The following is a 24,729-nucleotide window of genomic DNA, read 5'->3' as shown; positions in this document are numbered from 1 at the left end:
CTCACATCGTGCTCTCAGGAACGGGCACGGCGCACGGCCGCCTGTTGCCGCCGGGCACCGGCCCGGCGTCGGTTCTCCGCGCGCTCGCGCGCGGCCGCCCCGGGGGCCGTGGACGGATCCACCCCGGACCGGCTCAGATGGGCGGCCAGCGAGGCCACCGTGGGGTGCTGGAACAGCTCGACCATCGACACCCGGTGCCCGAGGTCCGCCGCCAGCAGCGACCGCAGCTCGGCCATCAGCAGCGAGTGCCCGCCGAGGTCGAAGAAGTTGTCGTGGGCGCCGACCCGCTCCACCCCCAGCACCGTGCGCCACAGCCCGGCCAGCGACCGTTCCAGACCGGCCCCGGGCGCGGTGAACGGCGCGCCCGCCGCCGGGCCGTCCTCGCCCGGCTCGGGCAGCGCGTTGCGGTCCACCTTGCCGCTCGGCGTGAGCGGCAGCGCGTCCAGCACGGCGAACACCGCGGGCACCATGTACCCGGGCAGCCGGCCTCGCAGATGCGCGGCCAGTTCGGCGGGCGCCGGCGGCGTTCCGGCGTCGGTCGTGGTGAGGTGGGCGACCAGCCGCACGTCCCCGGTCCGGTGCGGACGGGCCGTGACCACGGCCTCGCGCACCCCCGGGTGCTCGGTCAGCACGGACTCGATCTCGCCGAGCTCGATCCGCAGGCCGCGCAGCTTCACCTGGTGGTCCAGCCGGCCGAGGTACTCCACCGCGCCGTCCTCGCGGAACCGCGCGAGGTCGCCGGTGCGGTACAGCCGGGCCGCCGGGTCCGGGTCGAACGGGTCCCGGACGAAGCGCTCGGCGGTCAGTTCCGGCCGGTTGAGATAGCCCCGGGCCAGGCCCCGGCCGCCGATGTGCAGCTCGCCGGGCACCCCGACCGGCACCGGCCGCATCGCCCCGTCCAGGACCAGGATCCGGGTGTTGGCGATCGGCCGGCCGATCGGCACCGGCCGCCGGGGGTCCTCGTCCGGCCCGCAGGTCCAGTGGGTGACGTCGACGGCGGCCTCGGTCGGGCCGTACAGGTTGTACAGGGCGGCGGTGGAGCGGGCCAGGAAGCGGTCCTGGAGGTCGCGCGGCAGCGCCTCGCCGCTGCACACCACCCGGCGCAGGCTCCCGCACTCCTCCACCGGCTCCCGCAGGAAGGCCTGCAGCATCGACGGCACGAAGTGCACCGTCGTCACGCCCTCCGCGCGGATCGTCCGGGCCAGGTAGCCGGTGTCCCGGTGCCCCTCCGGCCGGGCCAGTACCAGGGTCGCGCCGGCCGCCAGCGGCCAGAAGAACTCCCACACCGACACGTCGAAGGAGAACGGCGTCTTCTGCAGCACCCGGTCGGTGGCGTCCAGCCGGTAGGCGTCCTGCATCCACAGCAGCCGGTTGCGGATCGCCGCGTGCACGTTCATGACGCCCTTGGGCGTGCCGGTGGAACCGGAGGTGTAGATGACGTAGGCGAGGTCCTCGCCGCCGACCTCGACCTCCGGGGCGGTGTCCGGCTCCCCGACCGGCCCGGCCTCGAACTCCTCCACGCACAGCACCTCGGCGTCGACCCGCGGCAGCCGCCCGAGCACCCGGCGCTGGGTGAGCAGCACCGGCACCCGGGCGTCCCGCACCATGTGCTCCAGCCGGGCCGCCGGCAGCTCCGGGTCCAGCGGCAGATAGGCGCCGCCCGCCTTGAGCACCGCCAGCAGCGCCACCACCAGCTCCGGCGCGCGCTCCATGCCGACGCCGACCACGGTGTCCCGGCCGACGCCGAGCCCGCGCAGCCGGTGGGCGAGCCGGTTGGCCCGCCGGTCCAGCTCGCCGTAGCCCACCGAACGGCCCTCGAAGCGCAGCGCCACCGCCTCCGGACGCAGCCGGGCCCGTTCCTCGAAGGCCTGGTGGATCCAGCCCTCGCCGGCCGGCCAGTCCCGCGCGGTGTCGTTGAGCTCCACCAGCACCCGGTGGCGTTCGGCCTCCGTCAGCAGCTCCAGCTGCTCCACCGGCCGTTCCGGAGCGGCCACCGCCTGCTCGGCCAGCCGACCGAAGTGCGCCGCCAGCCGGGCGACGGTGGACTCGTCGAACAGGTCGCGGTCGTACTCGAACCAGCCGCTCAGGCCGCCGTCCCGGTCGAAGGCCTGGAGTTCCAGGTCGAACCGCGCGCCGCCGCCGCGCACCGGCACCGGCTCCAGCCGCGCACCGCCCAGGGCGAGGTCCGGCACCGCCTCCCGGCCGTAGGCGAAGCTCACCTGGAACACCGGCGGCCGGCTGAGGTCGCGGGCGGTGCCCAGCTCGCCGACCACCAGCTCGAACGGCACCTCCTGGTGCTCGTAGGCGCCGAGGCAGGCCGCCCGCACCCGGTCCAGCACCTCGGTGAAGGACGGCTCGCCGCCCAGCTCGGTGCGGATCGGCAGCGTGTTGACGAAGTAGCCGATCAGCGGCTCCAGTTCGGCCCGGTCGCGGACGGCGGTGGGCACCCCCACCACCACGTCCCGGCTGCGGGCGTACCGGGACAGCAGCACGGTGAACACGGCCAGCAGCGCCATGTAGGTGGTCGCGTGCCGGCGGTGGGCCAGTTCCGAGAGCCCGCGCAGCAGCGGCTCGGGCAGCTCGAACGGCAGTGTGCCGCCGTTGAAGCCCTGGACGGCCGGACGCGGCCGGTCGGTCGGCAGCTCCAGCGCGGCCGGTGCCCCGGTCAGCCGCTCCTTCCAGTACGCCGACTGCTCCGTCCAGCGGCCCTGTTCGTGCTGCTCGCGCTGCCAGAGCGCGAAGTCGGCGTACTGGACCGGCAGCTCCGGCAGCGGTGAGGGCCGGCCAGCCACGAACGCCTCGTAGAGCGCGGCGAGTTCGGCCAGCAGCACCCAGAACGACCAGCGGTCGGAGACCAGGTGGTGCAGGGCCAGGACGAGCACCGACTCGTCCTCGCCGGTGCGCAGCAGGGCCAGCCGCAGCGGCGGCCCGGCCTCCAGGTCGAACGGCTCGCCGACCGCGGCCGCCACGATCCGCTCGTCCAGCTCGGCCGGGGTGAGCCCGGCCTGCCGGAGGTCGGTCACGGGCAGTTCGGGTTCGACAGTGGGCCGCACCACCTGGACGGGGCGGCCGTCGCGCAGCGCGAAGGTGGTGCGCAGCGCCTCGTGCCGGCGCACCACCTCGCGCAGCGCCGCGCGCAGCACCCCGGCGTCCACCGGGCCGCGTACCCGCACCGCGCCCGGCACCACATAGGCCGGGTTCGCCGGTCGGACCTGCTCCAGGAACCACATGCCCTGCTGGAACAGCGAGAGCGGGAAGACGTCCTCGGCAGGGGTCGCCGGAGTCGCGTCCTCGCTCGGCCGCCGTTCGGCGAGCAGCCGGTCCAGGTGCGCCCGCTGCTCCGGGGTCAGCGCGGCGAGGCGCTCGTCGAGCTCAGTCATCGACCCGCTCCGACGTCTCGGTGACCTGCTCCAGGAGGGCGAGCAGCTCGGCGGTGGGGTCGGGGGCGGCGTCGGGGGTCCGGTCGGCGGAGCGGGCCGCCCGGCGGATCGGCGCCGCCTCCCCGGTGGTGGCGGTGGGCCCGGCGGCGGTCAGCCCCTCGACCACCTGCCCGGCCAGGCTGCGGACCGTGGCGCCCTTGAGGAACTCGGCGACGGTCACCTTGACGCCCAGCCGGCCCTGGATCTCGTTGCGCAGCTCCACGGCCATCAGCGAGTCCAGGCCGAGGGCGGACAGCGGAGCGTCGGCGTCGACGGCGGCCGCGCGCGAGCCCAGGGCGGCGCGCACACTGGCGGTCAGCCCGGCGACCAGGGTCTCCACCCGCTGCTCGGCGGGGGCGGCCAGCAGTTCCTCGGCGGTCGGCAGCGCGCTCGCCGCCGCCCGGCCGGGGGCGCCGGGCAGCCGGCGGGCCGGGGCCGTCCGGGGGGAGGCGGACCGCTGGGCGGGTACGGGCCGCTCGGGGCGCGCGGCCCGTTCGGTCCGTGGCACGCGTGCGGGCCGCTCGGGCCGCCCGGCCTGCGCCGAGGGCCGCCGGGCGGGAGCCGCGGCGGAGCCGTCGCCGCTCGGCTCGTGCCAGCAGCGGGTGGCGGCGAACGGGTAGTGCGGCAGCGGCGTCCTGGCCCGGCTGTACTCCCGGTCGAATCCGGCCCAGTCGACCTCGGCCCCCTCGGCGTACAGCCGCCCGAGGCTGCCGAGCAGGATCTCCCAGTCGTCGTACTTGGGCCGCAGGCTGGGCAGCATCAGCACGTCGTCGCCGGTCAGCACCTCGCCGACCAGGCCCAGCAGCGTCGGCGCCGGACCGACCTCCAGGAAGGTGCGGTGCCCCAGCTCGTACAGCGCCCGCACCCCGTCGGCGAACAGCACCGGCTGCCGGGCGTGCCGCAGCCAGTAGTCGGTGTCCAGCGGCCGGTCCCACGGCCACAGCCCGCCGGTCAGGTTGGACAGCAGCGGGACGGCCGGCGCGCCGAACGTGACCTTCTCCAGCGCGGCCCGCAGCGGCTCCAGCACCGGTTCCACCAGGGGGGAGTGCGAGGAGGTGGAGATGCGCAGCCGCCGCACCTCCGCGCCGCGCCCGGCGAAGGCCGCGCAGACCTCGTCGACGACCTCCCGCACCCCGGAGACGGTGGTGTTCGCCGGGCCGTTGACGGCGGCCACGGCGACCAGCGCCTCGTCGTGGCGGGCGAGTTCGGCGGCCACCTCGTCCGCTGGGGCGGCGATCGCGGCCATCGCCCCGGACTCGGCGAGCCGCTGGAGCAGCCGCCCGCGCTCGGCGACCAGCCGCAGGCCGTCCTCCAGCGGCAGCGCTCCGGCGAAGCAGGCGGCGGCGTACTCGCCGAGGCTGTGGCCGATCACGGCGGCCGGTTCCACGCCCCAGGAGCGCCACAGCCCGGCCAGCGCGTACTCCACGGCGAACAGGCCGGGTTGGGCGAACTCCATGGTGTTGATCAACTCGCCGTCCGCCGCCGAGGCCGGGTACACGGCGGACAGCAGCGGCGCCGGCAGGACGTCCCGCAGGATCTCGTCGCACTGGTCCAGGGTGCGCCGGAAGAAGGGCTGCGTCTCGTACAACCGCCGGGCCATGCCCGCGCGTTGCGGACCCTGGCCGGTGAACAGGAAGACCGGTTCGGCCGTCGACCCGGGCCCGGCCGGGGCGGCGCCCCCGGAGCGGCCCAGCAGCAGTCCCTCGCCCGGGTCGTCCCGGACGAAGTCCGCCAGCCGCTCGGCGAGTTCGCCGGGGGTGGCCCCGACGGCGGCGAGGCGGTGCGGGAAGTGCGAGCGGCCGGTGTTCGCGGAGAAGCTCAGGTCGGCCGCGCTGCCGGGACCGGCCTTCGCCAGCCGGTCCTGGTAGCGGCGGGCGAGCTTCAGCAGGGCGCCGCCGCTGCGCGCCGACAGGGCGAGCACCGACAGCGGGCGGTCCTCGTCCGACCCGGCGGCCGGTTCGGAAGCCGGGGCGTCCGGTGCCTGCTCGACGATCAGGTGCGCGTTGGTACCGCTGAAGCCGAAGCTGCTGACACCCGCCAACCGCCGCGCCCCGTCGACCCCGTCGGACGGCCACGGGGTGAGCGCGGTCGGCACGGCGAAGGTGGTGCCCTCGAAGGAGATGTGCGGATTGAGGTCGGCGAAGTGCAGATTGGGCGGGATCTGCCCCCGGTCCACGCAGAGCGCGGCCTTGATCAGCCCGGCGATCCCGGCCGCCGCCTCCAGATGGCCGAGGTTGGTCTTCACGGCGCCGAGGTGCAGCGGCGCACCCTCGGCACGGCCGTAGACCTCGGCCAGCGCGGACACCTCGATCGGGTCGCCCAGCTTGGTCCCGGCGCCGTGGGTCTCGATGTAGCCGACCCGGTCCGGGCCCACCCCGGCGGCGGCCAGCGCCCGGCGGAACACCTCGCGCTGGGCGGCGCCGTTGGGCGCGGTCAGGCCCGAGCTGCGCCCGTCCTGGTTGACGGCCGAGCCGCGGATCACCGCGAGCACCCGGTCGCCGTCGCGGCGCGCGTCCGAGAGCCGCTTGAGCACCACCACACCGCAGCCCTCGCTGCGGACGAAGCCGTTCGCCGCCGCGTCGAAGGTCTTGCAGCGGCCGTCGTCGGCGAGCATCTCCGGGAACTGCGAGAACGAGATCGCCGCGTCCGGCGCGACCACCGCGTTGACGCCGCCCGCCATCGCGAGGTCGCACTCGCCGAGCCGCAGGTTCTGGCAGGCCTGGTGCACGGCGACCAGCGAGGAGGAGCAGGCGGTGTCCACCGAGACGCTCGGCCCGCGCAGGTCCAGCAGGTAGGAGAGGCGGCCGCTGGCGATGCTGTGCGCGACGCCGGTGGACGCGTGGGCGGTGATGTCCTGCGGCTCGCGGAACAGCAGCCCGGCGTAGTCGTTGCTGCAGATGCCGAGGAACACCCCGGTCCGGCTGCCCGCCAGCGCGTCCGGCGCCTGCCCGGCGTCCTCCAGGGCCTCCCAGGCGACCTCCAGCACCAGCCGCTGCTGCGGGTCCATCGACACCGCCTCCCGGCGGGAGATGCCGAAGAACTCGTGGTCGAAGCGGTCGATGTGGTCCAGGAAGCCGCCCCAGCGGGTGCTGTGCTTCCCGGGGGTGCGCGGTTGCTCGTCGTAGAACGCGTCGACGTCCCAGCGGTCGGCCGGGATCTCGCCGATCGTGTCGGTGCCGGCGGCCAGCAGCTCCCAGTACGAGTCGGGGTCGGTGACCCCGCCGGGGAAGCGGCAGCCGACACCGACGATGGCGATCGGCTCGCTCCTGGCCCGCTCCTGCTCGTCGATCCGGCGCTGCATCCGCTCCATGGTCAGATAGGCGCGCTTCATCGCCGTCATCGAGCCGGTGCGGTCCTCGGGCGTGTCGCCCCGGGTGGTGTGTTCGCGCGTGGTCATCGTCCCTGCCCCCGGTCGGTCGGATCGGCACTGGTGTCGAACTGCTCGGTCTTGGCGAGGAGGAGGGCCTCCAGTTCGCGCTCCGACAGCCCGTCGAGGTCCTCGGGGCCGTCGGGCGCCTCGGGGCCGCCGTGGCGGTCGATGTCGGGTCGGTCCACGGCTTCGGGTGCGGAAGCAGGAGCGGCGGCGGCCTCCAGCGGGATCCCCATCCGTTCGGCGAGGAACGGCACCAGGGCGTCCAGCGTCGGGTACTGCCAGCCCAGCGTGGCGGGCAGCGGGACGCCGAGCGACAGCTCCAGCCGCGAACGCAGCTCCAGGGTGTGCATCGAGTCGAAGCCGAGGCCGGCCAGCGGCGCCGCGCTGTCGATCGCCGCCGGGTCCGGCGCGCCGGGCCCGTCGAGCACCCGGGCGGCCAGCTCCCGGCAGTGCCGGACCAGCACGGCCCGGCGGCGGCGGCCCGGTTCGACCGCCAGCAGCTGCCGTCGGACCGCCTCCCCGCCGTCGGAGTCGGCGGCGTCGGTGGAGCCGGCCTCGGGGGAGCCGTCGGTCGAGCGGACGATCGCGGCGGGGCTGCCCAACAGCCGGGCGAGGGAGGCCAGTCCGGCGCCGTCCACGCTCAGCGCGGGCAGTCCGGCGGCCCTGCGGTGCCCGGCGAGCGCGTCCAGACAGGCGCCGAGCGCCGTCCCTCGGCCGGATGCGGAGACCGGGTCGGACAGCACCAGGAAGTCCAACGGCCGGTCGGCGGTGGCGAGATGGATCCGCCAGGCGTCGGCGGCCGGGCCGGTGGCGTCCAGCGGGTCGTCCTCGGCCTCCTCCGGCACGCCGCCGTCCGTCGTACCGTTCGCCACCGCGTACGCCGCCTCGGCGCCCGCGAGGTGCACCACCCCGGCCAGCGGCGCCGCCGGAGTGTCGAACGCGGCCACCGCGGCGGCCGACTCCTCGGCGCTCGACAGGTCGGCGACCGGCAGCAGCAACTCCACGCCACGGGAGCGCAGTTCTGTCAGGACCGGCTCTGCGGCGGCGTCCGGGACGGAGTCGGCCGAGCGGAGCAGGCCGATCCGGCGCGCTCCCAGCTCCGCCAGCCGGCGGGCCGCCGCCAGCGCCACCGGGGTGGTGCCGCCGGTGACCAGGTACCCGGCCCGGGCCCGGACCACCGAGCGGGTCGGCGGCACCGCGAGCTCAGGTGCCGGCTCCGGGCGCAGCACCAGCTTTCCGGTGTGCCGGGCCTGCGCCATGACGGCGAACGCCTCCCGGGCGGCGGCGAACGGGTGGACGGTGACCGGCAGCGGTCCGAAGCCGCCGTCCTCGAAGCCCCGCACCACCTCCTCGAACAGCTCGGCCAGCAGCTCCGGTCGGGCGTGGAAGGTGTGGTCCAGGTCGACCGCGAACAGCGCCCGGTTCGCCTTCAGACCGCCGAGGCCGATCGGACTGTCGTCGTGGATGTCGCGCTTGCCCAGCTCGACGAACCGCCCGCCCGGCGCCAGCAGCCCCAGGCCGAGCCGAAGCGCCTCCCCGGTCAGGGAGTTGAGCACCACATCGACCCCGCGCCCGCCGGTCGCTGCCGCGACCTCCGCCGCGAAGTCCGTCGAGCGGGAGTCCGTCACCAGCTCCACGCCGTCGAGTTCGCGCAGGAAGCTGCGCTTCGCGGGCGTCCCCGCGGTGGCGAACACCCGTGCCCCGCAGCGCCGGGCCACCGCCAGCGCGGCCAGGCCCACACCGCCGCTCGCCGAGTGGACGAGCACCGTCTCGCCCGCCCGCAGCCGGGCCAGATGGCCCAACCCGTACACGGCGGTGAGGAAGGCCACCGGCACCGCCGCCGCCTGCTCGTCGTCCAGCGCCGACGGCCTCGGCGCCACCAGGTGCTCCTCGGTGGTGGTGTAGGCCGCGAGCGCGGACGGCGCGACCGCCATCACCCGGTCGCCGACCCGGAAGCGTTCGACGCCCGCGCCGACCGCGCTCACCCGGCCCGCGCACTCGACCCCCAGCGGGACCGTGCCGGCCGCGCCCGGGTAGGCGCCCATCGCCTTGAGTACGTCACTGAAGTTCAGCCCGGCCGCCGCGACCTCGATCTCCACCTGGCCGGGGCCGGGCGCCGTCCGCTCCCACCGGGTCGGCGTCAGGCTCTCCAGCAGGCCGGGCCGGACCGCCAGCAGCCGCTGGTTGGTGTCCAGCTCGGGGTCGAACGGCCGCCGCTGCCAAGCGGGTTCGGTGCCGTCGGCGGAGTCCTGCGGCACCCGGACCGGGGTGTACCCGACCGGACCGCGCAGCGCGGCCGAGGGCTCCCCGGCCGGGCGCAGCAGCACGTCCAGCAGCCGGGCGGCGTCGTCCCGCGCCGGGTCCGGGTCGAGGTCCACCAGCAGCGGGCGGGGCACGTCGGCCCCGGCCGAGGCCACGCCGGCCGCACCCCACAGCAGCGCCTGCACCGGGTCGGGCGCCCCGTCCCGCTCGGTCACCCGCTGCGCGCCCCGGGTCAGCAGCACCAGGCGCGGGGCGCCGGGCAGCCCTTCGCCGGCCAGTTCCCGGACCAGCAGCGGGGCCGGGCGGACGGCCTCCTCCCGGGCCGCCGGGAGCGGGAACGGCCCCGTACCCTCCGGCCCCGAGCCCGTCGGTGCCGGTCCGTTGGCCGCGTCCAGGCCCCAGGCGTACAGGACCCCGGCCCACGGCTCGTCACCGGCCGCGCGCAGCTCCTTGAGCAGGGCGGCGAGGTCCTCCGGGCGGGCCGGGTCGAGCTCGTAGTGCAGCGGGTCGATCCGGCGCGAGCGGCTGCCCGGGGTGACGGTCACCCAGCTGCCGCGCCGGGCGACGAGTTCGGCGCCCAGGGCGCCGGCCGTTCCCGCGCGGTCGGCGAACAGCAGCCAGCGGCCCGGTGCTCCGGCGGGCGCACCCGTTCCGGGCTCGGCCTCGGCCCACTCCAGGGCGAACAGGGCGCGACCGGTGCCCCCCTCGGCGGGCGGGTGTTGCACGCGAGCTGCGGGCTCGTCGGGAGTCTTGGGATCCTCGGGTGTCGAGGGGGCGTACCGGCTCCGCTGCCAGGGGTAGTTCGGCAGGTCCAGCACGGCCCTGGGCAGCTCCGCGAACCCGCCCTCGGCCTCGTCCCGGTCGTGCTGCTCCCGCTCGGCGAGCACCACGCCGGCCGGCGTGTCCCCCTCGGCCAGCCCACCGAGCGCCCCCAGAGCGGCGGCCCGGTCGGCGGCGGCGATCCGCGCCCGCCAGCGGTGCCGGGCCCGCCCGGCCCCGGCCGTGTAGGCGAACGCCGGGTAGGAGGCGTCCGGCAGTCCGGCGAGCCGCCCGTGCAGGGCGCCCGCCAGCGCCCGCACCGCCTCCGGGGTCCGGGCGGAGAGCTCGAAGCCCGCCACCGGGACGGCCCCGGCCCCGTCGGCGGAGGGGCCGGCGGAGGTGTCCTCGGCCGCGCCCAGGATCACCTGGGCGTTGGTGCCGCCCATGCCGAACGCGCTCACCGCCGCGTGCCGCCCGCCGCGCTCCGGCCAGGGCCGAAGGGAGGTCGGCAGGGTGATGGCGGTGCCGTCCAGGTCGATCAGCGGATTGAGGGTGCTGAAGTTCACCAGCGGCGGCACCTCGCGCCGCCGCAGGCACAGCACCGCCTTCACCAGGGCGATCACTCCGGCCGCGGACTCCGGGTGGCCCAGATTGGCCTTGACCGAGCCGACGCTCAGCTCGGCGCCGCCGTTGCGACGGCCCAGCGCGGCGGCGATCGCCTCCATCTCGATGGTGTCCCCGAGCGAGGTGCCGGTGCCGTGCGCCTCCACCAGGCCGATGTCGGCGGCGGTGAGCCCGGCGTCCGCGAGCGCCGCCTCGGTCAGCGCGACCTCCGACAGCACATTGGGCGCCGTGAAGCCGGTCGAGCGCCCGGTCTGGTTGACGGCCGAACCGTGCACCACCGCGTGCACCCGGTCGCCGTCGCGCCGCGCGTCCTCCAGGCGCTTCAGCACCAGGACGCCGCAGCCCTCGCCCCGGGCGAAGCCGTTCGCCCGCGCGTCGAAGGGACGGCACCGCCCGTCCGGCGACAGGGTGCCCGCCAGCCGGTGCAGCCGGGTCGCGCGCGGCGAGAGCACCAGGTTCACCCCGCCCGCCAGCGCCACGTCGCACTCCCGGCGGGCCAGCGCCTGGCGCGCCAGGTGCACCGACACCAGCGAGGAGGAGCAGGCCGTGTCCACCGTGATGGCCGGCCCGGCCAGCCCCAGCGCGTACGCCACCCGGCCCACCGTGAAGCAGTGGCCGTTGCCGCCCGCCCAGTGGGTGTCCAGCTCGCCGGTGTGCCAGTCCCAGTACTCCTGGCCGGTGATCCCGACGAACAGCCCGGTGCGGGCCGCGTCCAGCCGGTCCGGCGGCAGCGCGGCGTCCTCCAGCGCCTCCCAGGCGACCTCCAGCAGCAGCCGCTGCTGCGGGTCGACCCCCCGGGCCTCGGCCGGGCCCATGCCGAAGAACTCCGCGTCGAAGTCCATCACCTCGTCCAGGAACCCGCCGCTGTGCGGAAGTTGCTCCCACTCGGCGGCGAACGGCCCGCGCCGCCCGGCGGGCAGCGGACCCACCAGTTCGCGGCCCTCGGCCAGCGCGGCCCAGTAGCCGTCCAGGTCGGCGATGCCGCCCGGCAGCCGCAGGCCGATGCCGACCACGGCCAGCGGGCCGGTGCCACTGGCGGCGTCCAGCTGCGCCCGCAGCTTGCGGACGGTGTCGAGCGCCCGGGTGAGCGGTGTGGGCGCGGGCGCGGCGGTGCCGCTCTGCTGCTGCTCCGTCATCTGCTCAGCCCTCGCCTTCGGCGGCGGTCTCGGCGGACCCGTCCGCCGCGCCGTCCTCGCCCGCCGCCGGATCGCCCAGCAGCCGTTCGGCCAGCACCGCCGACAGCGCCCGCGCCGACCCGTACGTCCACAGCAGCGTCGGCGACAGCCGCAGCCCGAACGCCGCCTCCAGCCGGTTGCGCAGCTCCAGACCCATCAGCGAGTCCAGCCCCAGCGACTTGAACGGCGTGTCCCGGTCGATCGCCCCGGCCTCCAGCCGCAGCACCCGCCCGGCCAGCTCCTGCACCTTGGCCTCCAACAGCTCGGGCCAGCGCTCCTGCGGCGCCCCGCGCAGCTCGGCCAGGAAGGCCGCGCCCGCGCTGCTGCCGCCCCCGCCGTGCCGGGCCAGCTCCCGCAGCGCGCTCCAGCTGGCCAGCGTCGCCGTGTCCGGGTACGCCTCCAGGTACTGCCGCAGGTCGATCGGCACATAGGCGACCACCTGCTCGTCACCGCCGAGGAACCCCTCCAGCGCCCGCCACGCCTCGGCGGTGGAGAAGCCCGCCATGCCGCGCTCCGCCAGCCGGGCCCCGCGGTTGTCGTCCGCGGCGGCCAGACCGACATCGCTGAACGGGCCCCACTGCACGCTCAGCGCGGGCAGTCCGCGCCGCCGCCGGTCCACCGCCAGCGCGTCCATGAAGGCGTTGCCCGCCGCGTAGGCCGCCTGGCCGGCGTTGCCGAACAGCGCGGCCGCGGAGGAGAACAGCAGGAAGAAGTCCAGCGGATCGCCCTCGGTCGCCGCGTCCAGGTGGACCGCGCCGTCGACCTTGGGCGCCAGCACCCGGTCCAGCTGCTCCGCCGTCAGATTGAGCACCGTCGCGTCGTCCAGCAGACCGGCCGCGTGCACCACCCCGCGCAGCGGCGGCAGTTGCTCCCGGACCCGGCGCACCGCCGCCGCGTCGGCGACATCGGCCGCGAAGGTCTCCACCAGCACACCGCGCGCCCGCAGCGCCCCGATCCGCGCAGCCGCCTCCGCCGTCGGCGCCGAGCGGCCGACCAGGGCCAGCCGGCCCGCGCCGCGCCCGGCCATGAACTCCGCCAGCGACAGGCCGAGCGCCCCGAGACCACCGGTGATCAGATAGGTGCCGTCGCCCCGGAACCGGCCGTCCCGCAGCGGCTCCGGCGCCACCTCGGTGACCGTCGACGGGTCCGACAGCACGAACTTCCCGATGTGGTGGCCGTGGGACATCTCCCGCATCGCCTCGGCGGCCCGCGCGAACGGGTAGGACAGCACCGGCAGCGGCGCCAGCTCGCCCGCCTCGACCCGCTCCCACACCTCGGCGAACAGCCGGGTGAACAGCGCCGGCCGACGGGCGATCACCCCGGCGAGGTCCAGCGAGGAGAGGCCGATGCCCTTGCGGAACGCGTCCAGGGCCAGTGTGCGCCCGCCGTAGATGTCGGCCTTGCCGACCTCGACGAACCGCCCGCCCTCGGCCAGCACCTCCAGACCCAGCGGGATCGCCGCGCCCGTCAGCGAGTTGAGGACGACGTCCACCCCGCGGCCGCCGGTCGCCGCCCGCACCTCGTCCGCCCAGGAGAGGTCCCGGGAGTCGAAGACGTGCCGCACGCCCAGCTCGCGCAGCCGGGCCCGCTTGTGCGCGCTGCCCGCCGTGGCGAGCACCTCGGCGCCCAGCAGCCGCGCCACCGCGATCGCCGCCAGGCCCAGCCCGCCCGCCGCCGAATGGATCAGCACCGTCTCGCCCGGCAGCAGCGAGGCCAGGTGCCGCAGGCCGTACCAGGCGGTGATGGTCACCGCCGGGAACGCCGCCGCGTCGGCGTCCGCCATCCCGTCGGGCACGTGCTGCGCGTGGTCGGCCAGGACCGTCCAGTGGGTGGCGAGCGCTCCGCCGCTGGTGCAGGCGACCACCCGGTCGCCCGGGGCGAAGCGGGTCACGCCCGCGCCGGTCCTGGTCACCACGCCCGCGCCGTCCAGACCGAGCAGCCGGGCGTCGGCCGTCGGGTCCGGATAGGTGCCCATCACCTTCATCACGTCGATGAAGTTCAGCGCCGCCGACCCCACCGCGAGCTCGATCTCCCCGGCGCCCGGCGCCCGCCGCTCCAGCGGCCGGAACGCCAGCCCGTCCCAGGTGCCCCGGCCGTCCGGGGCGAGCCGGAACGGCTGCGGGTCCGCCGAGCGCCAGCGCGGCCGGGCCGGGTCGGCCGGGTCGTCCACCGGTCCCGCCGCGCCGCGCACCAGCCGGCCGACCAGCCGCTCCCCGCCTCGCAGCACCACCTGGTCCGCGCCGTCCTCGGCCGACAGCTCGACGGCGCAGCGCACCGCCCAGTCGGCCTCGTCACCGGCCACGTCCACCAGCACCGGCCGCAGCTCGGGGTGCTCACGGCGCAGCACCCGCCCGAAGCCCCAGTACAGGGCCGCGCCCGGGTCGACCGCCCCGGCCGCCGACGGCGGCAGCTGGGCGTCGGCCGTCACCACGACCAGCCGCGGCACCAGCGGGCGCGCGGAGCAGGCGCGCACCAGCGCGGCCAGCGCCGCGAGGGCCGCCCGCTGGGCGTCCGGACCGGCGTCCGCGCCCGGCGCCAGGAACACCACGCCGTCCAACCCCTCCACGGTGGCCAGCCGCTCCTGCCAGACCTCGGTGCGGGCCGCGTCCGCGCCGTCGGCCACCTGGGCCAGCGCCGTCGCGCCGAGCGCGCCCAGCGCCTCGGCCAGCTCCCCGGCCCGCGCCCAGGCCGCCGTGCCGCCGACCGGGTCGGCCGCGCACACCGCCCAGCGGCCGGTGTGCTCCTCGGTGCCGGTCCCGTCGGCAGCCTCGTCGACGCGCTCCGCGGCCCGGAACTCCAACCGGTGGATCCGCTCCGCGTCCACCGCACCGGGATCGGCCGAGGCCGCCAGCGCCCGCATCCGCAGGCCCAGCAGGCTCAGCACCGGCCGCCGCTCCGCGTCGAACAGGAACAGGTCCACCTCCTCGCCGCCGTCCCGCCGCACCGCGTGCGACCACAGCGCCGTCACCGGCTCCGCGAGGTCCTGGTGCAGATGCACCCGCCCGACCCCGACCGGCACCGCCGCCTCCTCGCCCGGGAACAGCGGGATCGACGCCTGCAGCGCCGCGTCCCACAGCGCCGGGTGCAGCCGGTGCGGATGGCCGCCGGCCAGGCAGCCCTCCGGCAGCCGCACCTCGGCCAGGCACTCCGCCGCCCCGGCCCGCAGCCCCACCACACCCTGGAACGCCGGACCGTAGTTCAGACCCCGCGCCGCGCAGTCGGCGTAGAACGCGGCGGCCGGCGCGGCGTCGACGCCGAGCAGCCGCTCCGGGAACGACGGCGCCTCCGGCGCGGTGTCCTCCGCCAGCACCCGTGCCGAGGCGTGCCGCACCCAGCCCTGCCCGCCCGGCTCCAGCGAGGACAGCGTGAAACTGCCGCCTCCCGTCACGTCGTCCCGCCAGCCCAGCGCCACCGTCACCGGCTCCTCGGTGAGCGTCAGATGGCTGTGCAGGCCGACCTCGGCGAGGGTGCGGTGCGCGCCGCCGGTCCTGGCCAGCGCCGTGCGCAGCGCCAGCTCCAGCATCCCGGTGCCGGGCAGCACCACCGCGTCGTACACCCGGTGGTCGCGCACCCAGGGGATGTCCGCCGGGGCCAGCTCCAGCATGCCGCTCCAGGCACCCTGCTCGGTCACCGACGGCACCAGCCGCAGCTCCTCGCCGGCCCCGCTCCCGGCCCGCCGACGGCCCTGCTCCACCCAGTGCACCGTCCGCTGCCACGGGTACGGCGGCACCGGCGCCCAGGCGGCCCGGGGCAGCGCGCCGAACGGCTCCAGACCGCTCACGTACGCCCGTGCCATGGACTCGCGCACCGTGTCCGGCGAGCCCTGGTCGCGCCGCAGCGTCGACAGCACCTGCGGCGGTACCGGCCGCTGCGCCGCCAGCTGCTCCAGTGCCGGGGTGAGCACCGGGTGCGGGCTGATCTCGACCACATGGGTCACCCCGGTGTCGAACAGCCGCTCCATCGCGTCGGCGAACATCACCGGCCGGCGCAGGTTGTCCACCCAGTACCGGGCGTCCAGCTCCGGCCCCTCCAGCGGGGCCACCCGCACCGTCGACATCAGCTCGACGCCGCCCCGGCCGGGCCGCACCGACTGCAGCGCCGCCAGCAGGTCGTCCTCCAGCTCGTCCATCTGCGGGCTGTGCGAGGCGTAGTCGACGTTCACCAGCCGGCAGAAGGTGCCCTCGGCCTCCAGCAACTCCTTGAGCGCCAGAACGAGTTCGGTGTCACCGGAGAGCACGCAGCTGTTCGGGCCGTTGTTCACGGCCAGCGACACGCCCTCCTCGAAGCCGGACAGCGCCGCCTTCGCGGCGTCCAGGGAGAGGTCCACCGCCAGCATCCGGCCCTTGCCCGAGGTCCGGCGGGCGATCGCGCTGCGCCGGGCGACGACCATCGCGCCGTCCTCGTAGGAGAGGATGCCCGCCGCCGTGGCCGCGGTGACCTCGCCCTGGCTGTGGCCGACCACCACGTCCGGTTCCACGCCGGCCGCCCGCCACAGCTCGCACAGGCCCAGCGACACGGCCCACAGGGTCGGTTGCAGCATGTCGATCCGCGACAGCCACTCCTCCCCGGCCTCGCCGGAGACGACCCGGACCAGGTCCCAGTCCGTGTACGGCTCCAGCGCGGCCGCGCAGCGGTGGATCACCGCGGCGAACACCGGCTCGGCGGCCAGGAGTTCACGGCCCATGGCGTGCCACTGCGACCCCTGGCCGGGGAACACGAAGGCGGTCCGGCCGACGGGCGCGGCACGGCCGGTGAACACGCCGGGCACCGGCTCGGCACCGGCCGGGTCGGCGGCGAGGCGCTCCAACTGCCCGGCCGCTCCGGCGGCGTCGGCGGCCAGCAGGGCGGCGCGGACCGGGAACTGGTCGCGCTGCCAGGCCAGGGTGCCGGCCAGCGCCGGCAGCTGCTCCGGAGCCGGCAGCTGCTCCGGAGCCGGGTCGGTCGCGCCGGTGAGCAGCTCGCGCAGCTCGCGGGCGCGCTCGGCGAGCGCCTGCTCCGAGTGCGCGGACACCGGCAGCAGTAAGGGGGTGCGGTGCTCGTCGGCGGTGCGGTGCACGTCGGGTCGGTCGTCGGCGACCGGGGTCTCCGTCCGCGGCGCCCCGGTCAGCACCACGTGCGCGTTGGTGCCGCCCCAGCCGAAGCTGCTCACGCCGAGGAAGACCTGCTCGTCCGCCGGCAGCGGCAGCGGCTCGCGGACCACCGTCACATTCAGCTCGTCGAAGGCGATCTCCGGGTTCAGCTCCGCCGAGTGCAGGCTCGGCGGCACCACGCCGTGGCGCAGCGACAGCAGCGCCTTGAACAGCCCGGGGATGCCGGCGGCGGCCTCCAGGTGCCCGATGTTGGTCTTCACCGAGCCGATCGGCAGCGGACCGGCGTCCGCGCTGCGGGTCCGTCCCAGCACCCGGCCGACCGCGCCGGCCTCGATCGGGTCGCCGACCGAGGTGCCGGTGCCGTGCGCCTCCACATAGGCGACCCGGTCCGCCGGGATGCCCCAGTGCCGGTAGGAGTCCCGCAGCAGCCGCTCCTGCCCGAGCGGACTGGGTGCGACGACGCTCTGCCCGCCGCCGTCGTTGTTCACCGCCGTGCCGGCGATGACACCGTGGATCCGGTCCCCGTCCGCCTGCGCCCGGGCGACGGTCTTCACGTACAGGGCGCCCACGCCCTCGCCGCGCACGAAGCCGTTCGCCCCGGCGCCGAAGGCCTTGCAGCGGCCGTCGGGGGAGAGGCCGCCGAAGTACGTCAGGCCGATCGAGGCGGTCGGGTCGAGCATCAGCGCGACACCGCCGATGATGGCCGCGTCCACCTCGCCGGCCCGCAGCGCCTGGGCGGCCAGGTGCGCCGCGACCAGCGCGGAGGAGCAGCCGGTCTCGACGACCAGGCTGGGCCCGGTGAGCCCGAGGAAGTAGGAGACCCGGGCGGCGATCATGTCGAGCGCGTAGCCGGGTGCGGTGTGCTGGGTGACCCCGGCGGCGCTCTTGCGGCCGACGTGCTCGTAGTCGTGCCAGCCGGCGCCGACGAACACGCCGGTCCGGCTGCCCGCGAGCGCGCGGGCCGGTGTCCCGGCGTCCTCCAGCGCCCGCCAGGCGGCCTCCAGCATCAGCCGCTGCTGCGGGTCGAGCATCTCCGCCTCGCGGGGGGAGATGCCGAAGAAGGTGGCGTCGAACCGGTCGACGTCGGTGAGGAATCCGCCGACGGCCTGGATCTCGCGCTGCGGGTCGAGCTGCGCGGTGGCGTCCCAACGGCTCGCGGGGACGGGGCCGATGGCGTCGTGACGCTCCATCAGCAGTCGCCAGAAGCTCTCGACGTCCGGGGCGTCGGGGAACCGTCCCGCCATGCCGACGACGGCCAGGGCCTGGGTCGGGTCCTGGACCACAGGGTCTGTGTGCATGTCCTCTTCCTCAGGGCATCCGTGGAGCCGGGCCGGGCACGGGCCGGCGCCCGGCCCGGGGCGTGCGGGGGCACGCTGGGGCGGGGGCCGGCGGGGCACGGGCCGGGGTCGGGGCGGACGGGACCCGCGCGGGAGGGTGCCGCGCGGGCGGTGTCGGGTCGGGTCGGCCGGGAGCGGCCGGAGCGGCCGGGTGCCGCACGGGGGCTGTCGGGGCGGCGGAGGGGGCGGGGGGCAGCGGGTGTCGGGGGCCGCGCGGGGCGGACGGGCTCCGCGCGGCAGTCGATCACCAGTGCGCATCGTGGTCCCGGCCGGTCACCGGCGACAAGGCTTTGACCTGCTTTTACTGACACTTGTCACGTCCCTGCCCGCGGGCGTCGGGTCGGCCGCCGGACCCGGGATAAGTTGAGGGGTCACCGAATGACACGCGTAGACCCACGTAGACCCACCGGTCCTGCTGAGGACATGTCCGCACCCGGACGCCCGGGTGCCGTCGACGGGAGCGGGCCGTCCGCCACACACTGGGGCGCGGCCGCACGATCGCCATGAGTTCCGTTCACGGGATCCTCGGGGGAGACCTAGTGATGACCATTCGTGTGTTGGTAGCCGACGAGCAGCTGCTGCCCCTGGACGCGATCGCCGAGGTGCTCGCGTCCGTCAAGGACTTCGAGGTCGTGGGGGCGGTGAACCGGAGTTCGATGGTCGTCCCGGTCGCGGTCCGCCGCCGGCCGGACGTGGCCGTGCTGGGCATGGGCACCGCGCAGGGCGGCTTCCGCCTGGTGCGGGAGCTGGGGAAACGTTTACCCGACTGCCGGGTCGTCCTCATGGCGGCCCGGCCCACCCGGACCCTCGTGGACCGGGCGGTGTCGGCGGGGGCACTCGGGGTCGTCACCAAGCAGACCAAGATCCCCCGCCTGGTCGACGCGATCCGGGACGCCGCCGCGGGCGGCCGCCCCGCCCCGGGCGAGGCCGAACCGGCGCCCGACGGGCCGGCGGTCCGGACGGCCGTCGCGGAGCAGGTGCTGAGCGCGCGGGAACGCGAGATCCTCCGGCTCACCGCCACCGGTGCCTCGGTGAAGGAGGTCGCCCGCGAGCTCTACCTGGCCGCCGGGACGGTCCGCAACCTCACCTCGGGCGCGATGCGCAAACTCGACGGACGCAACCGCTTCGACGCGGCGCGGATCGCTGCCGAACGGGGGCTGCTTTGACATCCTCCCCGCGCCGCTCCGGTGCTTCGATCAGCCCTGCGCCGCCCGCACTTCCCTGTCCTCCCTGCCTTCCCTGTCCTCCCTGCCTTCCCTGTTCTCCCGGCCCTCGTGTTCGAGCAGCCCGAGCCGGGTGGCCCGTACCATCGCCGTAAGTCGGTTGTCGGTCTCCAGCACCCGCAGGATCTCGGCGACGAACCGCCGCACCGTCCGGTCCGAGTAACCGAGATGACGGGCTATCGACTTGTCGGTGGCCCCGGCGGCCATCATTCGCAGCACCAGCCGATGGGTGCCGGACAGCACCGGCGCCGAACTGCCGCCGCGCCGACGCCTGGTGTACGGCGCGGCCGTGGACCAGCTGTGCTCGAAGACCCGGGTGAAGAGCTGGGCGAGCAGTCCGCCGTCGATCACCACACTGCGGCGCAGCCCCTCGACCTGCGACCGGGTGACCACCTTCTCCCGGTCGACGATGACCAGCCGCAGCGGCAGCGACTCCGCCGTCCGGATCTCCGCGCCGGCCTCCTGGAGCGCGTTCACGTACTCGACGACGGCCGGACTCCCCAGCGCCGAGGCCGGCGCCACCAGCCGGTAGTGCACCCCCCGGCGCAGCAGCTCGACGTCCTCGCGAATGCACGGGTGCAGCGCTTCCGGCTCGGCCGCCGTGGGCAGCATCACCGCCACCTCGGACCGGCTGGACGCATGCAACTCGCCTAATCGGAGCGCAAGTTGGTCCCGTGACTCGACCACCTCGACCGCCGGACCCTCCCCCGCGGGGGCCGGAGTGGCGAGGAAGCCGTCGGTGAGGTCGGAGATCAGGTCCTGGGCGCGGGCGACCTCGGCCAGCCGCTCCTGCTGATCGGCGACCAAGCGTCTCAGCACACTCTGCGGCGTGGCCGGCGGCGCCCCGCGCTCCCGGTCGAGCAGGCCGTGCCCGGCCAGCCATCCGACCGCATCCCCGACCTCCTCGGCCCCGGTACCGAGCTCCCGGGCGATGGCCCGGGCAAGCTCCTCCGGGCCCGAGCCGCCGTCCTCGACACGAAGAAGTGAGAGGTAGACACGGTACGCAAAGCGCGGATCGATCCCGATCGCCGCCGTCATCGCCTTGAACTCCAGCCGTAGGTCCGGATCCTGAGCAGCAAGGTGGTCCCGAGCCCTCGGTGCCTGCGGCTCGGCTGGCGAGACTACTTGAAGAAGTACGGCCATCTGTAGAGGGCCAGGAAGACCTGAGGCGAACAACGCGTCACCCCTCGAGTCCAATCCGTCACTGCATCCCCGACCGGCACGCTCGGACGGGGTGTCACGAACACCCACGGCCGCGCTGTCGATCGCCCGAACCACGAGAAGCCGACGGCCCGGCCGTAAACCCCGGGGTTAACGACCGTTGCACGATCCGCCGTTGTTCCCCTCCTCCTGACGGGGCCATGCTTGATCCATTCCGCCGGACCACGCAGGCAAGGAGTGGCATCGACATGTCCCCAAGTGGATCAGTACGGCGGCGGTCGCCGTGAACATCGTCGCCGCCACCGTGGAGCTGAGCGTCGCGGACCCGGCCGCCTCCAGCCGGTTCTTCACCACGCACCTCGGGTTCCGGGAGGTGCTGGTCGACGAGGAGTTCGTGAGCCTCGGGCGCGACGACGCGGCGCCGGACCTGCTGCTGCGGCGGAGCGATCCCGAACGGCCGCCGGGGCGGGGGCCCGTCGAGGTGCTCGTCTCCTTCGCCGTCACCGATGTCGCCGAAGAGTACGAGCGGCTGCGGCGGGAGGGTGTCAACATCACCGTCCCGCTGCGCCGCGAGCCATGGGGCGAGCAGCTCGTGGAGCTCATCGATCCGAACGGGGTCGTGGTCCAGCTCGTGGAGTGGATTCCACCCGCCGGGGCCTGACCCGACCCAGGCCGCAGTTCCGTTGAGAGGCCCTGATGCAAGCCCGCAGTCCCCGCCGCCGCCCGGTCCCGATCGTGCTCTGTCTCGGCACGACGGCGCTGGTCATCGGCAACATGGCGCTCGCTGCGACGTTCCCGCAACCGCCGGCCCGCCCCGGCGTCACCGGCCCGAGCGTCCAGTGGCTCCTCGAACGGCATCCGGTCGTTCGCTGGGCCGCCGCTCACGGCGGCCATCGGTGGCCGTGACCGCCAGGCCGGCCCCAGCGCGATCCGCCGGCGTTCCTGCTGAGTGAGTCTTCCTCCCGGCACCGGTTTCTCCCCTCGCGCTTCCCCGATGTCGCCGACCTCGCGTCCGACCTCGCGTCCGACCTCGCGTCCGACCTCAAGTCAATGCAACGATCAGCGCATCGATCGTTGCATTGATGGGCGTGACGGTGCAACGATTTCAATGCCTCTACCTGCATATATGGTCAAGATGCGCAACGAAGCTGTTGCCAGAATAGTGAACACAACGTAGCGTTTTCAATGTCAGAAACAACGAACCGAAGGGTAGTCCGATGCAGAACTTCACCACCCCCGCCCCGATCTCCGCCGTCCTCGACATCCCCGCGGGACGCATTCGCCTCGTCGCCGCCGACCGGGCCGACACCACCGTCGAGGTCCTCCCCGCGGACGCCTCCAACAGCCGTGACGTGAAGGCGGCGGAGCGGATCGGGGTCGCCTTCGGTGACGGCGTCCTGCGGGTCGAGGCCCCGGCGGCGGCGAACCGGGTCCTCGGCGACTCCGGCTCCGTCGACGTGACCGTCCAGTTGCCCGCCGGCTCCCGCGTCGAGGTGAAGGCGGCCACCGCCGAACTCATCGGCGAGGGACGGCTCGGCGACGTCACGTTCGAGGGCGCGCAGGCTGCGGTCCGGCTCGACGAAACCGGAAGTGCCCGTCTCACCGTCCAGGCCGGCGACATCACGGTGGCGCGCCTCAACGGCCCCGCCGGGATCAGCACGCAGAAGGGCGACATCCGCATTGCCGAGGCCGTGCAGGGCACGGTCGTGCTGCGCACCGAGGCCGGCGAGGTGTCGGTCGGCGCTGCCCCCGGCGTCTCCGCCTCCCTGGACGCCGGCACCTCCTACGGCCGGATCCACAACACGCTCAAGAACAGCGACGGCGCCGCCGCCCTGAACATCCACGCGACCACCGCCTACGGCGACATCACCGCCCGCAGCCTCTGACCGAGGACCACCCCAGCGACCGCCCCTGAGGGCCGTCCCCGAGAACCACCCCTGAGGACCGTCCCCGGGGACCGTCCCCGGGATCCGACAACACCGAAGAAGGAAAAAGGACTTGAGCACCACTGAGGACTACCGGGCCGCCGAGCGGCTCCTGCGTCGCCCCGTCAGCCCCGGCGAGCTCGTCGTCGGCGACAAGGTCAGGCCGCAGTACATCGACGGCGGCGCCCGGTTCTGGTACTCGGTGAGCGACGGCAGCGGCCGGCGGTTCGTCCTGGCCGACCCGGCGGCGGGCACTCGTGAGCCGGCCTTCGACCACGCCCGGCTCGCCGCCGCCCTGGCCGGTGCCTCGGGACAGGAGGTCGATCCGGAGGCGCTGCCGTTCGCGGCCGTCGTGTGGGCCGGGGGCGCCGTGGAGTTCGCCGCGCTCGGCGGGTACTGGCGTTGCCGCCTGGACGACTACACCTGCGAGGCGGCCGAGTTCACGCCGCCGGGCAGCCCGCTGGACGTGCTGTCACCGGACGGGAAGCACGCGGTGTCGCGGCGGGGGCACGACCTGTGGGCACGCTCGCTGTCCGACGACCGCCAGTGGGCGCTGACCACCGACGGCGCGCCCGACCACCAGTACGGCACCGGCCCGGACTGCACCGCCAACGCCACCCTGCTGCGCAAGGTCGGCCTGCCGTACCTGCCGCCGGCCGTCGCCTGGTCGCCCGACTCCACGAAGGTGCTGACGCACCGCACCGACGAGCGCTCGGTGCGGCAGACCCGCCTGCTGGAGGCCGGGCCCGCCGACGGCGGCGCGCCCCGCCTGCACACCCAGCGCTTCGCCCACCCCGGCGACGAGGCCGTACCGCTGGCCGAACTGGTCGTGCTGGACGTCGCCACCGGCACGGTGGTCCGGGCCAAGACCGAGCCGCTGCTCATGTCGCAGATGTCGCCGATCACCATCAAGTGGGCGTGGTGGGCCCCGGACGGCTCGGCGGTGTACTACCTCGACCGGCCGCGCGACCTGCGCACGCTCACGCTGCACCGCCTCGACCCGGCCACCGGCGAGGTCGCCACCGTGCTGAGCGAGAGCGGCGGGACCCGGGTCGAGCCCAACCAGTGGCAGTACGAACCGCCGATCGTCCGGGTGCTCGCCGACGAGGTGCTCTGGTACTCGCAGCGGGACGGCTGGGGCCACCTGTACCGCTACGACCTGCGCACCGGTGAACTCCTCGGTCAGGTCACCTCCGGACAGTGGGCGGTGCGGCAGATCCTGCGCGTCGACGAGGCCGAGCGCGTGGTGTACTTCACCGCCTCCGGCCTGGTCGAGGAGGATCCGTACCGGCGTACGGTGTGTCGGGTCGGCCTGGACGGCTCCGGCTTCGCCAGGCTCACCGACGACGAGTCGGACCACGTCGCCACCCTGCCGGACGGCCAGGACTACTTCCTCGACTCCGCCTCCACCGTCGACACCCCGCCGGTGACCAGCGTCCGCGACTGGACCGGACGGGTCCTGGTCGAGCTGGAGCGCGCCGACACGACGAAGCTCACCGCGACCGGCTGGACCGCGCCCGAGCGTTTCCGCGTCAAGGCCGCCGACGGCGTCACCGACATCTACGGCGTGCTGTACCACCCGCGCGGCTTCGACCCCGCCAGGCGCTACGCCGTGGTGGACAGCATCTACCCCGGCCCGCAGGTCAACCGGGTCCTGCCGTCCTTCGACCCGGGCGGCATGGGCATGGACGCCGAACCCCTCGCCGCACTGGGCTTCGTCGTGGTCGCACTCGACGGTCGGGGCACCCCCGGGCGCGACAAGGCCTTCCACGACGCCTCCTACGGCCGACTGGCCGACGCCGGCAACCTGGCCGACCACGTCGCGGCACTGCGACAGCTGGCCGAGAGCCGGCCGTGGATGGACCTGGACCGGGCGGGCGTCTTCGGCCACTCCGGCGGCGGCTACGCGGCGGCGCGGGCGGTACTGGAGTACCCCGAGGTGTTCAAGGCCGGCGTCGCCCTCTCCGGCTCGCACGACGCCCCCCACTTCAACCAGGGCTTCGTGGAGACCTACGACGGCGCCGACAATCCCGAGGCCTGGGCCCGCACCTCCAACCTGGACCTCGCGGACCGGCTCGCGGGCAAGCTGCTGCTCGTCCACGGCGAGATGGACGACCAGGTCCACCCGGACCACACCCTGCGGCTCGCCGACCGGCTCATCGCCGCCGACAAGGACTTCGAACTGCTCGTCGTCCCCGGTGCCGAGCACACCTTCATCGACTGCATCACCTACGTCCGCAAGCGCAGCTGGGACTTCCTGGTCCGCGAGCTGATGGACGTCCGGCCCCCGGCCCACCGCCCCGCTCCCATCCCCCTCGGCCCCGAGCTGCTCAGCGAGCTCTTCTCCTGAACCCCGAACCGCCCGACGGCCCGGCCACCCC

At 75.2% G+C, this 24,729-nt stretch carries 10 protein-coding genes; 5 read left to right on the top strand and 5 right to left on the bottom strand.

What is annotated here, in order from left to right; all coding sequences use genetic code 11:
- Positions 1-14 precede the first annotated feature (14 nt).
- From OG715_RS03350 to OG715_RS03335, 4 genes are read right to left on the bottom strand one after another with little or no spacing between them, the layout of a single operon-like run.
- Positions 15-3,380 carry an amino acid adenylation domain-containing protein gene (locus tag OG715_RS03350; RefSeq protein ID WP_327063975.1) on the bottom strand — a complete coding sequence of 1,122 codons (3,366 nt, stop codon included), beginning with the start codon at positions 3,378-3,380 and terminating at the stop codon, positions 15-17.
- The gene (locus OG715_RS03345; RefSeq protein WP_327063974.1) at positions 3,373-6,816 is read right to left on the bottom strand and encodes a type I polyketide synthase; all 3,444 of its coding nucleotides are present in this window, start codon (positions 6,814-6,816) and stop codon (positions 3,373-3,375) included. The genes OG715_RS03350 and OG715_RS03345 overlap by 8 nt, the downstream gene beginning before the upstream one ends.
- Positions 6,813-11,573, bottom strand: a complete 4,761-nt coding sequence (locus OG715_RS03340; RefSeq protein ID WP_327063973.1) for a beta-ketoacyl synthase N-terminal-like domain-containing protein — start codon at positions 11,571-11,573, stop codon at positions 6,813-6,815. Before OG715_RS03340 ends, OG715_RS03345 begins: the two co-directional genes overlap by 4 nt.
- 4 nt (positions 11,574-11,577) lie before the next feature.
- On the bottom strand, positions 11,578-18,000 hold the full coding sequence (locus OG715_RS03335) for a type I polyketide synthase (protein ID WP_327063972.1): 6,423 nt from the start codon (positions 17,998-18,000) through the stop codon (positions 11,578-11,580).
- Between the two features lie 581 nt (positions 18,001-18,581).
- Here OG715_RS03335 and OG715_RS03330 point away from each other — a divergent pair.
- Entirely contained in the window at positions 18,582-19,205 is a 624-nt protein-coding gene (locus OG715_RS03330; protein WP_030395401.1) for a LuxR C-terminal-related transcriptional regulator, read from the top strand.
- A gap of 30 nt (positions 19,206-19,235) precedes the next feature.
- On the opposite strand, the gene OG715_RS03325 is transcribed toward OG715_RS03330, so the two are convergent.
- Positions 19,236-20,300 carry a LuxR C-terminal-related transcriptional regulator gene (locus OG715_RS03325; protein ID WP_327063971.1) on the bottom strand — a complete coding sequence of 355 codons (1,065 nt, stop codon included), beginning with the start codon at positions 20,298-20,300 and terminating at the stop codon, positions 19,236-19,238.
- Between the two features lie 406 nt (positions 20,301-20,706).
- On the opposite strand from OG715_RS03325, the gene OG715_RS03320 reads away from it, so the two are divergent.
- From OG715_RS03320 to OG715_RS03305, 4 genes are all read left to right on the top strand, one after another.
- Entirely contained in the window at positions 20,707-21,084 is a 378-nt protein-coding gene (locus OG715_RS03320; protein WP_327063970.1) for a VOC family protein, read from the top strand.
- A gap of 35 nt (positions 21,085-21,119) precedes the next feature.
- Positions 21,120-21,329 (top strand): hypothetical protein, encoded by a 210-nt coding sequence (locus tag OG715_RS03315; protein ID WP_327063969.1) that lies wholly within the window; start codon positions 21,120-21,122, stop codon positions 21,327-21,329.
- Positions 21,330-21,640: 311 nt separating this feature from the next.
- Positions 21,641-22,309 (top strand): DUF4097 family beta strand repeat-containing protein, encoded by a 669-nt coding sequence (locus OG715_RS03310; protein ID WP_327063968.1) that lies wholly within the window; start codon positions 21,641-21,643, stop codon positions 22,307-22,309.
- Between the two features lie 112 nt (positions 22,310-22,421).
- The gene (locus tag OG715_RS03305; RefSeq protein ID WP_327063967.1) at positions 22,422-24,698 is read left to right on the top strand and encodes a S9 family peptidase; all 2,277 of its coding nucleotides are present in this window, start codon (positions 22,422-22,424) and stop codon (positions 24,696-24,698) included.
- The last annotated feature ends 31 nt before the right edge of the window (positions 24,699-24,729 follow it).

The organism is Kitasatospora purpeofusca, from assembly GCF_036010405.1.
Taxonomy (GTDB): domain Bacteria; phylum Actinomycetota; class Actinomycetes; order Streptomycetales; family Streptomycetaceae; genus Kitasatospora; species Kitasatospora purpeofusca.
This window is presented reverse-complemented; position numbering and strand designations above follow the sequence as displayed.